Annotated in this window: 18 protein-coding genes; 15 read left to right on the top strand and 3 right to left on the bottom strand. The window is 69.4% G+C overall.

What is annotated here, in order from left to right; all coding sequences use genetic code 11:
- Positions 1-6 precede the first annotated feature (6 nt).
- The 8 genes from QSK25_RS37625 to QSK25_RS37590 are packed head-to-tail and all read left to right on the top strand — an operon-like array spanning position 7 to position 4,853.
- Entirely contained in the window at positions 7-444 is a 438-nt protein-coding gene (locus QSK25_RS37625) for a hypothetical protein (protein ID WP_285645516.1), read from the top strand.
- Positions 441-839 (top strand): hypothetical protein, encoded by a 399-nt coding sequence (locus QSK25_RS37620; RefSeq protein WP_285645515.1) that lies wholly within the window; start codon positions 441-443, stop codon positions 837-839. The genes QSK25_RS37625 and QSK25_RS37620 overlap by 4 nt, the downstream gene beginning before the upstream one ends.
- Complete coding sequence (locus QSK25_RS37615) at positions 836-1,591, top strand: hypothetical protein (RefSeq protein ID WP_285645513.1); 756 nt, start codon at positions 836-838, stop codon at positions 1,589-1,591. The genes QSK25_RS37620 and QSK25_RS37615 overlap by 4 nt, the downstream gene beginning before the upstream one ends.
- Entirely contained in the window at positions 1,591-2,010 is a 420-nt protein-coding gene (gene mce1N / locus QSK25_RS37610) for a transport-regulating membrane protein Mce1N (RefSeq protein ID WP_285645511.1), read from the top strand. The genes QSK25_RS37615 and mce1N overlap by 1 nt, the downstream gene beginning before the upstream one ends.
- Positions 2,011-2,015: 5 nt before the next feature.
- Positions 2,016-2,366 carry a hypothetical protein gene (locus QSK25_RS37605; protein WP_285645509.1) on the top strand — a complete coding sequence of 117 codons (351 nt, stop codon included), beginning with the start codon at positions 2,016-2,018 and terminating at the stop codon, positions 2,364-2,366.
- Between the two features lie 11 nt (positions 2,367-2,377).
- Entirely contained in the window at positions 2,378-3,673 is a 1,296-nt protein-coding gene (gene hemL, locus QSK25_RS37600; RefSeq protein ID WP_285645507.1) for a glutamate-1-semialdehyde 2,1-aminomutase, read from the top strand.
- Positions 3,670-4,299, top strand: coding sequence for a histidine phosphatase family protein (locus tag QSK25_RS37595; protein ID WP_285645505.1), 630 nt, complete (start codon positions 3,670-3,672; stop codon positions 4,297-4,299). The genes hemL and QSK25_RS37595 overlap by 4 nt, the downstream gene beginning before the upstream one ends.
- Entirely contained in the window at positions 4,296-4,853 is a 558-nt protein-coding gene (locus tag QSK25_RS37590) for a TlpA family protein disulfide reductase (RefSeq protein ID WP_285645502.1), read from the top strand. Before QSK25_RS37595 ends, QSK25_RS37590 begins: the two co-directional genes overlap by 4 nt.
- 48 nt (positions 4,854-4,901) lie before the next feature.
- On the opposite strand, the gene QSK25_RS37585 is transcribed toward QSK25_RS37590, so the two are convergent.
- Positions 4,902-5,885 carry a M64 family metallopeptidase gene (locus tag QSK25_RS37585; protein ID WP_285645501.1) on the bottom strand — a complete coding sequence of 328 codons (984 nt, stop codon included), beginning with the start codon at positions 5,883-5,885 and terminating at the stop codon, positions 4,902-4,904.
- Between the two features lie 166 nt (positions 5,886-6,051).
- Here QSK25_RS37585 and QSK25_RS37580 point away from each other — a divergent pair, with 166 nt between their 5' ends.
- From QSK25_RS37580 to QSK25_RS37565, 4 genes are all read left to right on the top strand, one after another.
- On the top strand, positions 6,052-6,837 hold the full coding sequence (locus QSK25_RS37580) for a cytochrome c biogenesis CcdA family protein (protein WP_285645683.1): 786 nt from the start codon (positions 6,052-6,054) through the stop codon (positions 6,835-6,837).
- Between the two features lie 41 nt (positions 6,838-6,878).
- Positions 6,879-8,354, top strand: a complete 1,476-nt coding sequence (gene resB / locus QSK25_RS37575) for a cytochrome c biogenesis protein ResB (protein WP_285645681.1) — start codon at positions 6,879-6,881, stop codon at positions 8,352-8,354.
- Positions 8,354-9,271: a c-type cytochrome biogenesis protein CcsB gene (gene ccsB, locus QSK25_RS37570; RefSeq protein ID WP_285645500.1), complete on the top strand. Its 918-nt coding sequence runs from the start codon at positions 8,354-8,356 to the stop codon at positions 9,269-9,271. Before resB ends, ccsB begins: the two co-directional genes overlap by 1 nt.
- A 103-nt stretch (positions 9,272-9,374) precedes the next feature.
- Positions 9,375-10,793, top strand: coding sequence for an AAA family ATPase (locus QSK25_RS37565; RefSeq protein ID WP_285645498.1), 1,419 nt, complete (start codon positions 9,375-9,377; stop codon positions 10,791-10,793).
- A 58-nt stretch (positions 10,794-10,851) separates the two neighbouring features.
- Here QSK25_RS37565 and QSK25_RS37560 read toward each other — a convergent pair whose 3' ends face one another.
- Both QSK25_RS37560 and QSK25_RS37555 read right to left on the bottom strand, forming a co-directional pair.
- A complete protein-coding gene (locus QSK25_RS37560) occupies positions 10,852-11,019 on the bottom strand; it encodes a hypothetical protein (protein ID WP_086667950.1) in 168 nt (55 codons plus the stop codon).
- Positions 11,020-11,076: 57 nt separating this feature from the next.
- Positions 11,077-11,283 (bottom strand): BldC family transcriptional regulator, encoded by a 207-nt coding sequence (locus tag QSK25_RS37555; RefSeq protein WP_089915625.1) that lies wholly within the window; start codon positions 11,281-11,283, stop codon positions 11,077-11,079.
- 222 nt (positions 11,284-11,505) lie between these two features.
- On the opposite strand from QSK25_RS37555, the gene QSK25_RS37550 reads away from it, so the two are divergent.
- The 3 genes from QSK25_RS37550 to cds1 are packed head-to-tail and all read left to right on the top strand — an operon-like array spanning position 11,506 to position 13,360.
- Positions 11,506-11,970 carry an Lrp/AsnC family transcriptional regulator gene (locus tag QSK25_RS37550; RefSeq protein ID WP_285645496.1) on the top strand — a complete coding sequence of 155 codons (465 nt, stop codon included), beginning with the start codon at positions 11,506-11,508 and terminating at the stop codon, positions 11,968-11,970.
- Positions 11,971-11,974: 4 nt separating this feature from the next.
- Positions 11,975-12,244, top strand: a complete 270-nt coding sequence (locus QSK25_RS37545; RefSeq protein ID WP_285645495.1) for a DUF4229 domain-containing protein — start codon at positions 11,975-11,977, stop codon at positions 12,242-12,244.
- 27 nt (positions 12,245-12,271) lie between these two features.
- Positions 12,272-13,360: an L-cysteine desulfhydrase Cds1 gene (gene cds1 / locus QSK25_RS37540; RefSeq protein WP_285645493.1), complete on the top strand. Its 1,089-nt coding sequence runs from the start codon at positions 12,272-12,274 to the stop codon at positions 13,358-13,360.
- Positions 13,361-13,415: the final 55 nt, after the last annotated feature.

Raw genomic sequence — 13,415 nt, 5'->3', positions numbered from 1 at the left:
TCGACCGTGACGTCTCCGAAGGAATCGGGCACTCCCCGCACGATCACCGCCGGCTACTGGCTGGTCGTCGCCGGCGCGGTGCTGACCGTGCTGGCCGCGTTGTTCGTGCTGTACATCAGGCAGGCCGTGATCGACGCGAACGTCAAGGCCGACCCCTCCAGGACCGTGGAGTCGATCACCAGGGACGTCGACATCACCTGGATCTCGGCGCTGGTCGGGTCGCTGGTGCTCGGCGGGCTCGCCGTGTGGTTCGCCCGCAGGACGAAGGCCGGAGCCAAGCGGAGCCGCACCTCGCTGATGATCACCGTGCTGCTGGGGCTGTTCTTCCAGATGACGATCAGCCCGCTCGGCGTGGTCGGCGCGCTGGTCGGGATGGTGGGTCTCGGCGCCTTCTACTTCCGGCAGTCGACCGAGTTCCTGACCGAACGCGAGCAGCTGACGTGAACGAGGCACCTCGCCCGGTCCGCATCGCCGTCGGCCTCTGGCTCGCCATCGCGGTCTTCGTGTTCCTCACCACCGCCGGGCTCTGGTTCCAGCGCGACCGGGTGCGCGACCTGACCAAGTGGTCGTCCGGGCAGATCACCAGCTTCCTGACGACGGTGTCGGTGATCACGCTGATCTTCGTGGTGGCCTACGCGCTGCTGGTGTGGCAGTTCCTCAAGCGCAAGAACTGGCCGCGCGCCGCGCTGTCGTTCACCGCCATCGCGCACATGATCTGGATCCTGTACGTGGGGGTCAGCGCGTCGAGTTTGGTCACATTGCTGCTCATCTGCGTCGCGATCGTCTTCACGTGGCAGGCGCGTACGGCACAGTGGCTCGCGGAGGTGCGTGAGCAGTGAGCCAACCGCAGGACCCGAACCCCTGGGACCCGAGCCCGCAGTCAGGCCCGGCAGGAGCGTACGAGGTGGGCACGGGGTTCCCGGCCGCGCCGGTGCCGCCGGAACTCGCCCCGCCGGCCCAGCCGCAGGTGGCCCCGCCGCTCGACCACGCGCAGTGGCAGAACCCGGCCGGCGCCTACCCGGTGCAGCCGACGAGCCAGTACCCGATCGACGGTCAGTACCCGGTCGCGGGCCAGTACCAGGTGAACCAGGTCGGTGGCGGCAGCTTCGCCATGGCCCCGCTCTCCCCGGTGCTGCCGCACGAGATGGCGCCGCCGCGGCCCGCCACGATCACCGCCGCGATGTGGATCTGGATCGCGGCCGCCGTGCTGTCCGTGGCCGTGCTGCCGGTGCTGTTCCTCGTCAACACCGACGGCGCGCTCGGCCAGGGCGACGTCGTCACCGAGCAGGACCGGCAGGCGACCGAGATCGGCATGAAGGCGTTCGCCGTCATCTCCGGGTTCGGCATGCTGGTCGCGGCGGCGCCGTACGTGGCGTTCGCGATCGTGCTGCGCAACGGCCACAACTGGGCGCGCGTGCTGCTCACGATCCTCGCGGTGCTCGGTCTGCTGGCGATGATCTCGATCCTGTTCCTCTCGATCGCCGCGACCGTGTGGATGCCGAGCGTGACGCTCGCGATCCTCGTGATCGGGCTGTCCATCGCGGCCGTGGTGCTGCAGTTCCTGCCCGCGTCCAACAGGTACGTGCGCTAGTGCTCTACCGCGAGTCCGGCAGCAGCTGGTGGCCGCTCCTGTGGGGCCCGGCCTTCGCGGTCGCCGGCTACCTGGTCGAACTGGTCACCGGGCCCGCGTCGGTGACGCTGTGGCTCGTCGCCGGACTCGTGCTGACGCTGTCCGCGGTGGTCTGGGTGAACCTGCGGATCAAGACCGGCAGCATCGCGCTCACCACCGACGAGGCGCAGTTCGGGCGGGAGAAGCTGCCGGTCGCGATGATCGAGGCCGCGCAGGACGTCGGCGCGCCGACCGGGGCACGGGTGCTCGGCGGTGGCTGGTCCGCGCCCAAGGGCACGACCACGGTGCCGTTGAGGCTGGTCGACGGCACGGTGGTGCTCGGCTGGGCACGTGATCCGGAAGCCTTCCTCGCGGCGCTGCGGCGGGTCGTGAGAGGCTGAGAGGCGTGACAGAGGCCGTGACCGAACCGGACACCGTGGTGGCCGAGCCCGCAGAGGCGCCGCCTGCCGAACCCGGTCTGCACCAGCCCAAGCGGTGGCTCATCGCGGCGGGCGAGGTGGTCGCGGTCGTGCTGCTGGTGGTCCTCGCGATCTGGTGCTGGAACCGCGGCGTCGTGCGGCTCGAGTACCCGGTCGAGGGCCGCGACCCGCTGATCTCGACGCGCTACCACGGCAACTGGCTGGGCACGTCCATCGCCGCCGCCACGCTCGCCGTCGTCCTCGTGCTCGACGCTGTGCGGCAGATCATGCTCGCCGTGCGCACCCGGCCGCAGAAAGCCGCCGACTCCGACATGTGAGACTGGGGTACGTGACTGCGAGTCGATCCCAGGCCCTGTTCGAGCGCGCGTCGACGCTGACCCCCGGCGGGGTCAACTCTCCGGTGCGGGCGTTCCACTCCGTCGGCGGCACCCCGCGCTTCATGGTCCGCGGCGAAGGTCCGCACCTGTGGGACGCGGACGGCAACCGCTACGTCGACCTGGTGGCGTCGTGGGGCCCGATGATCCTCGGGCACGCGCACCCGGCGGTCGTCGAGGCCGTGCAGAAGGCGGCCGCGAGCGGTCTGTCGTTCGGCACGCCCACCGAGGGTGAGATCGAACTCGCGGCCGAACTGATCGACCGCGTCGACCCGGTCCGGCAGGTCCGCCTGGTCAACTCGGGCACCGAGGCCACGATGAGCGCGATCCGCCTCGCGCGCGGCTTCACCGAGCGCCGCAAGGTCATCAAGTTCGCCGGTTGCTACCACGGCCACGTCGACGCGTTGCTCGCCCAGGCGGGCTCCGGCGTCGCGACGCTCGGCCTGCCCTCGTCGCCCGGCGTCACGGGCGCGCAGGCCGAGGACACGATCGTGCTGCCGTACAACGACATCGAGGCCGTACGCGCGGCGTTCGCGGAGAACCCCGGCGAGATCGCGTGCGTGATCACCGAGGCCGCGGCGGGCAACATGGGCGCCGTCGCCCCCGGCCCCGACTTCAACCAGGGCCTGCGCGACATCTGCGACGCCGACGGCGCGTTGCTGATCATGGACGAGGTCATGACGGGCTTCCGCGTCTCCCGCGCGGGCTGGTTCGGCCTGGAGCGCGTGGCGGGCGACCTCTACACGTTCGGCAAGGTCATGTCCGGCGGCCTGCCCGCGGCGGCGTTCGGCGGCCGCGCGGACGTGATGGCGCGCCTCGCCCCGTCCGGCCCGGTCTACCAGGCGGGCACGCTGTCCGGGAACCCCGTCGCCGTGGCCTCCGGTCTCGCGACCCTGCGCGCGGCGGACGACGAGGTCTACCAGGCCCTCGACCGCAACGCGACGCGCCTCGGCGCCCTGTTCACCGCCGCCCTGACCGAGGCCGGTGTCGAGCACCGCGTGCAGTTCGCCGGGAACCTGGTGAGCGTGTTCTTCGGTCCTACCGAGGTGAAGGACTACGCGGGCGCGCAGGCGTGCGAGACGTGGCGCTTCCCGCCGTTCTTCCACGCCCTGCTCGAACGGGGCGTTTACGCACCTCCCTCTGCGTTCGAGGCGTGGTTCGTGAACGCTGCCATGGGTGAAGAGGAGTTCGCCGTGATCGCCGACGCACTGCCGCACGCGGCCCGTGCCGCCAAGGAGGCCCGCCAGTGAGCCGCACCACCGTTCATCTCCTGCGCCACGGCGAGGTGCACAACCCGACCGGGATCCTGTACGGCCGCATCCCCGGCTTCAAGCTGTCCGAGCGGGGCCAGAAGCAGGCGCTGACCGTGGCGGAGCACCTGGCCGACCACGACATCGTGCACGTCGTCGCGTCGCCGCTGGACCGCGCGCAGCAGACCGCGGCCCCGATCGCCGACTCGCACCGCCTGGAACTCGCGACCGACGAGCGGCTGATCGAGGCCGACAACCAGTTCGAGGGCCTGAAGGTCGCGGTCGGCGACGGCGCGCTGCGGTCCCCGCAGCACTGGCCGAAGCTCGTGAACCCGTTCAAGCCGTCGTGGGGCGAGCCGTACATCGAGATCGCGCACCGGATGCTCGGCGCCGTGCAGAAGGCCCGCGCCGCCGCCGAGGGCCACGAGGCCGTGTGCGTCTCGCACCAGCTGCCCATCTGGACGGTCCGCCGGTTCCTCGAGGGCAAGCGGATGTGGCACGACCCGCGCAAGCGCGAGTGCTCGCTGGCCTCGCTGACGTCGTTGATCTTCGAGGGCGAGCAGCTCGTCCGGATCTCCTACTCCGAGCCCGTCGGCGCGACCAACCCGCGGGTGACCGGGGCATGAAACGGCTGCTCGTGCTCGTGCTGCTGCTCGCAGGCTGCACGACGGGGAAGGACGCCGCCCAGATCGGTGGCGGCGACTTCTCACTCGTCGCCCCCGGCGGCCAGGTCGAGATCCGCTACGCCCCCGCCGACCGCAAGGAGCTCAAGGGGCTCGAGGGCGAGTCGTTGTTGGAGGACGGCAAGACCATCAAGCTCTCCGACTACGCCGGTAAGCCCGTCGTGATCAACATCTGGGGAGCCTGGTGCGGGCCGTGCCGCACCGAGGCGCCGGAGATGCAGAAGGTCTTCGACGCCGGAACGCAGGTGGTCGGGGTCGACGTGAAGGAGACCTCGAAGGACTACCCGCGCGACTTCATGAAGGACAGGTCGCTGACCTATCCGTCCATTTACGACCCCTCGGCGCGGAGCTTCGTCAACGTCTTCAAGGGCCTTCCGCCGAACACCGTGCCGTCGACGTTCATCGTGGACGAGAACCACAAGGTGGCGGCGGCGTTCCTGCAGCCCGTGCTGGCCACGGACGTGCAGAAGGTGCTCGACGAGCTCGCGAAGGAATGAGAACAGGGGCCTCCCGCGGGAGGCCCCTCTTCGTTGTGCGGCAAGGCTTCACGGTGTCGCGGGCACGACCGGGTTGTTCAGCGACGGGATCTTCGCCTTGAACGCCTTGACCATCGCGTCGCGGCCGATGGAGTTGAACTCCTTGCCCAGCGTGCGCATGATCGAGTTGGCGGTCGGCCGGTACAGCCCGGTCTTGTAGTACCGCGCCCCCTCGACCGGCCCGATCACGCCACCGTCCGGCGACGGCTGCCCGAGGTACTCGCCCCACTTGGCGCCGGTCGGGTCCTTGGTCACGTTGATCTCACGCGGCTCGGTGCCGGTGTAGTTGGCGTACGGGTAGTCGTACTCGTCGGCGAGGCCGCCGATGGAGTGCCCGAGTTCGTGGATCGCGATCTGCCCCGCCTGCGCGTTCGACCCGGACGCCGTCGCCACCGACCCGCCCGCGCCGCCGTACTTCGCCGTGTTGCCGAGTGCGATCACCTGGTCGGCCTGCGGGGCGAGCGCCGCGAACTCCTTGGCCTTGGTCTCGTTGACGCAGAGCAGCCGCTCGGTCTGCGCGTCCCGGCCCTGGCACCAGAAACCCATGTCCAGCGCGGTGTTCTTCAGGATCCCCTTGGTCGGGTCGTGGTCCACACCGGACTCTGGCGAGATCACGTTGACCTGCCAGACGTTGAAGTACTCCTTGTAGCTCTTGAACGGCTCGACCGCGGAGAGCTCCTCCCACTTGCTCTTCACGTTGGCGGAGTAGGTCTCCAGGTCGTCGGCCGTGTACCCGTCACCGACGAACACGAGGTCGAACCGGTCCGCCGAGTCACCGGTCTTCTGCACCTCGACCACGTCGGCCGCCGCGAGCAGCCGGAACTCCGACGACTTCTCGCGCGGAGCCTTCGGGGTGAGCGCCTGCGTGATGCTGCCGTCCTCGTTGAAGACCTCACGCCACTCCATCGCCGGGGCGGCGCCGACCGGAACCTGCGCGAACAGGGCCAGCGCTGCCATCGTGAGCGCAGGGAGGACGAGCCGGGTGCGTCGCATGTGCTGACGCTAAGCAACCGAGATATCACCCACAAGCGGCAATCGTACGTACTTTTGGCCCAACCGTTGTCTCAGGTGGTGTCTCGGAACATGCCGGATCGCCGACGCCTTAAAGGAACCTGAAAAGCGGACACCGGTCGTCACGTGATCTGGGCAACTACCTACTCTGAACTCCGTGAACCCCACCGATCTGGCGATCTCCGGGCCGTTGCTGCTGGCCACCGGGGTCGCTCTGCTCGCGGGTTTCATCTCGTTCGCCTCCCCGTGCGTCGTGCCGCTCGTCCCCGGCTACCTGGCCTACCTGGCCGGACTGGTCGGCGCCGAGGCACCGCGGGTCGAGGCGAACGAGCCCGCCAAGCAGGGCCGCTGGCGGGTGGCGGGCGCGAGTCTGCTGTTCGTCGCCGGGTTCACGGTCGTGTTCGCGCTGGCCTCGATGGCCATCCTCGGCGCGTCCGACGCCCTGTTCCTCAACGCTGATCTGTTCCAGCGCATCGGCGGTGTCGTCACGATCCTCATGGGACTCGTGTTCCTCGGCCTGGTGCCGGCGCTGCAGAAGGACGTGCGGTTCCACACCAAGCCCAGGGCCGGGCTCCTCGGGGCGCCGGTGCTCGGGGCCGTGTTCGCGCTCGGCTGGACGCCGTGCCTCGGACCGACGCTCGCGGGTGTGCTGGCCGTGGCGCGCAGCACGGAGATCGGGTCGTCCACGGCGCGCGGTGCCGTGCTGGTGCTCGCGTACTGCCTCGGGCTCGGGTTGCCGTTCGTGGTGCTCGCGCTCGGCGCGCGGTGGGCGCTGGGCGTGACCAAGTGGCTGCGCACGCACGCCCGGCACGTGCAGATCTTCGGTGGGGTGCTGCTGATCCTGGTCGGGATCGCGCTCGTCACCGGGCTGTGGGGCGAGTTCGTCGGGTGGCTGCGCTACTCGTTCGTCGACGTCGTGAGGCTGCCGCTCTAGTGATCGCCTTCCTCCGCAACACGTGGCGCGGCCTCACCTCGATGAGGACCGCGCTGACCCTGCTGTTCCTGCTCGCGCTCGCGGCGATGCCCGGCGCGTTGCTGCCGCAGCGGTCGTTGAACAGCGCCAAGGTCAACGAGTACGTCGCCGAGCACGGCTGGTGGGGCGAGCTGCTGCTCGAGCTCGGCTTCTTCGAGGTCTACGGCACGCCCTGGTTCGCCGCGATCTACCTGCTGCTGTTCACGTCCCTCGTCGGGTGCCTGCTGCCCCGCACGTGGGAGTACTTCAAGCAGATGCGCGCGAAGCCGGTGCTGACGCCGCGCAACCTCTCCCGCATGCCGCACCACGTGCAGGCCGAGCTCGACATCACGCCGGAGGAGGCGATCGGCCGGGCGCGCAGGGCTTTGCGCGGCTGGCGGATGGACGCGGGCGAGGACACGGTCAGCGCCGAACGCGGGTTCCTGCGCGAGACCGGCAACCTCGTCTTCCACTTCGCGCTGCTGGGCCTGCTGGTGTCCTTCGCGCTGGGCAAGATGTTCAGCTACGAGGGCCAGGTCATCGTCCAGGCCGACGGTGGCCAGTTCTGCAACGGCGGCATCTTCAACTACGACTCGTTCCGGCCCGGTCTGCGCATCGACGGCACCGACCTCACGCCGTTCTGCGTCGAGATCGGCCAGTTCTCCGCCGAGTACCTGGAGAACGGCCAGCCCGTCGGCTTCCAGGCGGACATCCGCTACCAGTCCGGCGACGACCTCGCGGCGAACGCGTGGAAGCCGTACACGCTGCAGGTCAACCACCCGCTGCGCACCGAGGGCGACCGCGTCTACCTGCTCGGCCACGGCTACACGCCGACGTTCACGGTGACGTTCCCCAACGGCGAGAAGCGCACACAGGGCATCCAGTGGCTGCCGAGCGACCAGATCACGCTGGCCTCCGAGGGCGCCACCAAGTTCGACCCGCCGGGCATCACCGACTCCGAGACGCGCCGCAAGAACCAGATCGCGGTCACCGGGCTGCTGGCGCCGACGCCGTTGCTGCACGGCAACATCCTGACCTCGAAGTTCCCGGCCCTGAACAACCCGATGGTCGCCGTCGACGTGTACCGCGGCGACCTCGGCGTGGACGACGGCCGCGGCCAGTCGATCTTCTCGATCGACCAGAAGATGGTCGACCAGGGCCGGTTGGCCAAGGTCGCGCGCAAGAACCTCGCGCTGGGCGAGGAGATCGCGCTCGACGACGGCACCAAGGTGCGGTTCGACTCCGTGCACGACTGGGTGTCGTTGCAGGTCTCGCACGACCCCACACAGGGGTACGTGCTCGCGTTCGCCGTCCTGATCATCCTCGGCCTGGGGGTCACGCTGACCGTCAAGCGCCGCAGGGTGTGGGTGCGTGCGACCCGTCTCGAGGACGGGCGTACGTTGGTCGAGGTCGGTGGGCTCGCCCGCACTGACCAGGCGGGATACGGCGAGGAGTTCACGCGGCTCGCCCGCGCGGTTCTGAACGAGGAGAAGTCCTGATGCCGGTCAACGAGACCCTCGCGACGTACAGCGACTGGCTGTACCGCAGTGCCCTGGGCATTTACCTCTTCGCGATCATGCTCTACGCGGTGGAGCAGGCCTTCGCCCGTGCCCCGCGCAAGGCGGAGGCGCTGGCCGGGGCCGGTGGGCCGGCGATCCTCACCGACGAGCCGCGCAGCGAGGTGACGCGGTCCGAGCGGATCGGCCGCATGGGCGCCGCGCTGACGGTCCTGGGCGCCGCGCTGCACCTCGGGTCGCTGGTGATGCGCGGTCTGTCCGCCGGCCGGGCGCCCTGGGGCAACATGTACGAGTACATGTCGCTGCTGTGCCTCGCGGCCGTGGTGACCTGGATCGTGCTGATGGTGAAGTTCCCGATCCGCCGCCTCGGCGCGTTCGTGCTCACGCCGATCCTGGTGCTGCTGTTCCTCGGCGGCACGGTCCTCTACGCCGAGTCCGCGCCGGTCCAGCCGGCGCTGCGGTCGTACTGGCTGGTCATCCACGTCTCGGTGATCTCGATCTCGTCCGGCGTGCTGCTGATCCCGGGCGTGACGTCGATCCTCTACCTGCTCAAGGACCGCAACGCCGACCGGTTCCCGAAGCTGCCGTCCGCCGACGTGCTCGACCGCATGTCGTACCGGACGACCGTGCTGGCGTTCCCGCTGTTCACGGCCGGGATCATCTGCGGCGCGATCTGGGCGGAAGCCGCGTGGGGCCGGTTCTGGGGCTGGGACCCGAAGGAGACGGTCGCGTTCGTCTCGTGGGTGGTCTACGCGGCGTACCTGCACGCGCGCGCGACGGCCGGCTGGCGCGGTCGCGGGGCCGCCTGGATCAACGTCGCGGGCTTCGCCCTGAACGTCTTCAACCTGTTCTTCATCAACTTGGTCACTACCGGGTTGCATTCGTACGCCGGTCTCTAACGAGTTAAGCCCCCAGGTCGATGGAACCACCGGCGGTTGCGTACCGTCGCAACCTGGGGGTCGGGGAAGTCTCGGTCTCTCGTGCTCAGGGAGGGCCACAGCGGTGACATGGCAGCAACCACCGGGTGAGGAACAGGGCTCCGGCCCGCAGTACGTCGACCCGCAGGCGGCGGCCTACCTCGACCCGCAGCAGTCCGGCCCGCAGCACGTCGGCGGCGGCCCGTCGGGCTCGCACCCGGTCCCCGACTACCAGGTGCCGGGACACGCCTCAGGCGCGTACCAGGTCCCCGAAGGCTCGTCGGGCCCGTACCCGGCGCCCGGCTCGCAGTCCGGCGGGTACCAGGTCTCCGGTGGCCCGTCCGGTGCCTACCCGGCACCGGGTTCGCAGTCCGGCGCGTACCCCGCGCCCGGCTCGCAGTCGGGTGGCTACCAGGTCTCCGGCGGCGCGTCCGGCCCCTACCCGGCACCGGGTTCGCAGTCCGGCGGCTACCAGGTGGGCGGCGGCCAGTCCGGTCCCCACAACACCGGGCCGAACACGGCCCAGTACGGCCAGTTCGCCGGCCAGCAGTACCCGAACAACTTCCCGCAGCAGCAGTACCGCTCGCAGGCCGAGCAGGTGTCGTCGCAGCAGCTGATCAAGAAGGAGAAGCGTCCGCCGACGTCCGGCTGGCGCAAGACCCTGCACTCGATCTCCGGCGGCACGATCAACCTCGGCGAGAGCCCCGCCGACGTGCGCCGCCGTGAGCTGATCGCGCGGATCAACCAGCCGCTGCGCGGGTGCTACAAGATCGCGATGCTGTCCCTCAAGGGCGGCGTGGGCAAGACCACGACGACCACGACGCTGGGGTCGACGTTCTCGTCGCTGCGCGGCGACAGGGTGATCGCGGTCGACGCGAACCCGGACCGCGGCACGCTGGCGTTGAAGATCCCGCGCGAGACCACCGCGACCGTGCGGCACCTGCTGCGCGACGCTCCGAAGATCACGAAGTACAGCGACGTGCGCGCGTACACCTCGCAGTCGCCCGCACGGCTCGAAGTGCTCGCTTCCGAGCAGGACCCGTCCGTGTCGGAGGCGTTCAGCGAGGAGGACTACCGGCGCACGGTCGACCTGCTCGAGCACTTCTACAACATCGTGCTCACCGACTGCGGCACCGGCCTGATGCACTCCGCGATGAAGGGCGTGCTCGACGAGGCCGACTCGCTGGTGCTCGTGTCGTCCGGCTCGGTCGACGGCGCGCAGACCTCGGCGGCCACGCTCGACTGGCTCGAGGCGCACGGCTACCGCGAACTGGTCGCGAAGTCCGTGTGCGTGATCAACTCGGTGCGCCCGAAGTCGGGCAAGGTCGACCTCGACAAGCTCGCCGCCCACTTCCAGCAGCGCTGCCGTGCCGTGGTCCGCCTGCCGTTCGACGAGCACCTCGAAGAGGGCGCCGAGATCGCACTGGACCGACTCGCGCCTGAGACCCGCCTGGCCCTGCTGGAACTCGCCGCCGTCGTGGCAGACGACTTCCCGCACGCCTGAGCGGTACTGCTCCGAACGATTACGGAAAGGGGTCCTGCGATCAGGGCCCCTTTTCCGTTCACTCGTCGCGCTTGCGCTGCTCGTCGAGCTTGCGCAGGAACTCCGGGTCGTCGTCCGGTGCGATCACCTTGCGGCCTGGGGTGTACTCCGAGTGCTGCGGGGCGAACGCTCGCCACACGAGCACAGCCACGGTGAGCGCACCGATCACCGCCAGCAGGTAGATCATCGTGTCGCCACCTCCCTTTGCCACGAGATTACCCGCGGCACAGGGATTACTACGGTTTCAGTGGCGGACGGGTTCAGTTGCCTCGGTCGTCAGCTCCGACAGGAGCTGCTTCACCTCGGTCTCACGGAACCTGCGATGTCCTCCAGGGGTGCGGATCGAGCCGATGCGACCTGCGGTGGCCCATCGGGTCACGGTCTTCGGGTCGACCCGGAACAGATTGGCGACTTCCCCAGGCGTCAAGAGCCGCTCGGTGGCTGCAGTCACTCGTCCTCCTCAGATCAGACGTTCCGGTCTGATCGTGGCATCTGACCCATCGGGTACTCGAACGCTTGTTTTTTGGTAAAGAGGTAGTAATGGGACGCAGGGGCCAAACCGGACACGAGGTTCGTGGCCGCTGATCCGCGAACGGCGCTCTGACCAGCGCGAACTCCCGGCCCGTGTGACCGGGGCAACCCGCACGCGCGCGCGGGGCATAGGGTGTCGCGGGTGGATGCTCTTGATCGACAGATCATCGCCGCACTGCGCGCCAACGGTCGCGCCACCTACGCCGACCTCGGACGGCAGGTGGGCCTGTCCGCCTCCGCCGTGCACGAGCGGGTCGGCAAGCTCGAGTCCAGCGGCGTCATCGTCGGCTATCACGCGGTCGTGGACCCCAGCGCGGTCGGCCTGGGCGTCACCGCCCTGATCGGCATCCACCCCACCGACATCGCCGACGACAACGAGGTCGCGGTCGCGCTGGGCGAGCTCCACGAGGTCGAGTCCTGCTACCGGGTGGCGGGCGACGAGTCGTTCATCGTCAAGGTCAGGGTGGCCACCGTCGACGACCTGGAGCGGGCGCTCGGACGGCTCCGGCGCATCCCCGGTGTGGCCCGCACGCGCACGACCGTGGTGCTCTCCACCCGCTTCGAGGGGCGCCCGAACACCGTGGACGAAGAAGGCGACGTAACCTGAACGGGTGCTCGCTCGTGATGTGACGCTCTACGTCCTCGCCCGCCTCGGCCTCGTCGTGGTGGTGACCGGCGCGCTGCTGTTGTTCAAGGTTCCTTTGCTGCCCGCCCTCGCCGTGGGGGTGGTCGTGGCGCTGCCGGCGTCGTTGTTCATCTTCAAGAGCCTGCGGCAGCGCGTGGCTGTGGGCCTGAACACGCACCAGCAGACCCGCAGGGCGGAGCGCGACAAGCTGCGGTCCGAACTGCGTGGTGACGAAGGTCCTCTCACCCAGGCATAGGGCCTTTGCGCCGTTATCGTCCCCGGTGTGAGTACCTCCGTTGACCGTGTTTGCAGCAGGACCAGGCACTGGGTGTGCGAGGCCGTCGGGATCATCGAGGCGGACGCGAACCGTTCCGCCGACACGCACCTCCTGCGGTACCCGTTGCCCCTCGAGTGGGGCATCGACCTCTACCTGAAGGACGAGTCGACGCACCCCACGGGGTCGTTGAAGCACCGGCTCGCCCGGTCGCTGTTCCTCTACGCGATCTGCAACGGCTGGATCACCGGTGGCACACCCGTGATCGAGGCCTCGTCGGGGTCCACGGCGGTGTCGGAGGCGTACTTCGCGCGACTGCTGGGGCTGCCGTTCATCGCGGTCATGCCCCGGTCGACGTCGGCGGAGAAGGTCGCGCTGATCGAACGCCAGGGCGGCCGGTGCCACTTCATCGACGAGCCGTCGGCGCTGTACGACGAGTCGCGGCGCCTCGCCACCGAGCTCGGTGGCCACTTCATGGACCAGTTCACGCACGCCGAGCGCGCGACGGACTGGCGGGGCAACAACAACATCGCCGAGTCGATCTTCGAGCAGATGCGGCTGGAGCCGTCGCCGGAACCCGACTGGATCGTCGTGGGCGCGGGCACGGGCGGCACGTCGGCCACCATCGGCCGGTACATCCACTACCAGAAGCTGACCACGCGCCTCGCCGTCGTGGACCCGGAGCACTCGGTGTTCTTCGACGCCTGGCGGGACGGCAACCCCGACTTGGTGGCGACGCGGGGGTCCGGCATCGAGGGGATCGGGCGGCCGCGCGTCGAGCCGTCGTTCATCGGGGACGTGATCGACCGGATGATCAAGGTGCCGGACGCGTCGTCGATCGCGACGATCCGGTACGCCGAGGACGTGCTCGGGCGCCGGATCGGTGGTTCCACCGGCACGAACCTCTGGGGAGCGTTCCAGATCGTCGCCGAGATGAGGCAGTCGCGGGCGCGGGGGAGCGTCGTGACGTTGCTCTGCGACGGCGGCGAGCGTTACGCGAACACCTATTACGACGACACATGGGTAGCCGCGCAGGGCATGCACCTCGATCCGTGCCTTGAACGTCTGGACAACTTCCACCGCACGGGGAACTGGTGACGAGAGCTGTGCGTCACAGCGTGACCTGAGCACCTGAGTCCGCAGGGGGGACGCT

Origin of the sequence: Lentzea sp. NBRC 102530, assembly GCF_030269365.1 — a bacterium.
Taxonomy (GTDB): domain Bacteria; phylum Actinomycetota; class Actinomycetes; order Mycobacteriales; family Pseudonocardiaceae; genus Lentzea.
Note: the sequence above shows the minus strand (reverse complement) of the source record. Positions and strands in the feature narration are given on the sequence as shown.

Bases quoted from the DNA above. Each gene is read 5' to 3' on its own strand.
- QSK25_RS37590 (WP_285645502.1), top strand. From the start codon at position 4,296: ATGAAACGGCTGCTCGTGCTCGTGCTGCTGCTCGCAGGCTGCACGACG.
- QSK25_RS37560 (WP_086667950.1), bottom strand. From the start codon at position 11,019: ATGATCTACCTGCTGGCGGTGATCGGTGCGCTCACCGTGGCTGTGCTC.
- ccsB (WP_285645500.1), top strand. From the start codon at position 8,354: ATGCCGGTCAACGAGACCCTCGCGACGTACAGCGACTGGCTGTACCGC.
- resB (WP_285645681.1), top strand. From the start codon at position 6,879: ATGAGGACCGCGCTGACCCTGCTGTTCCTGCTCGCGCTCGCGGCGATG.
- QSK25_RS37585 (WP_285645501.1), bottom strand. From the start codon at position 5,885: ATGCGACGCACCCGGCTCGTCCTCCCTGCGCTCACGATGGCAGCGCTG.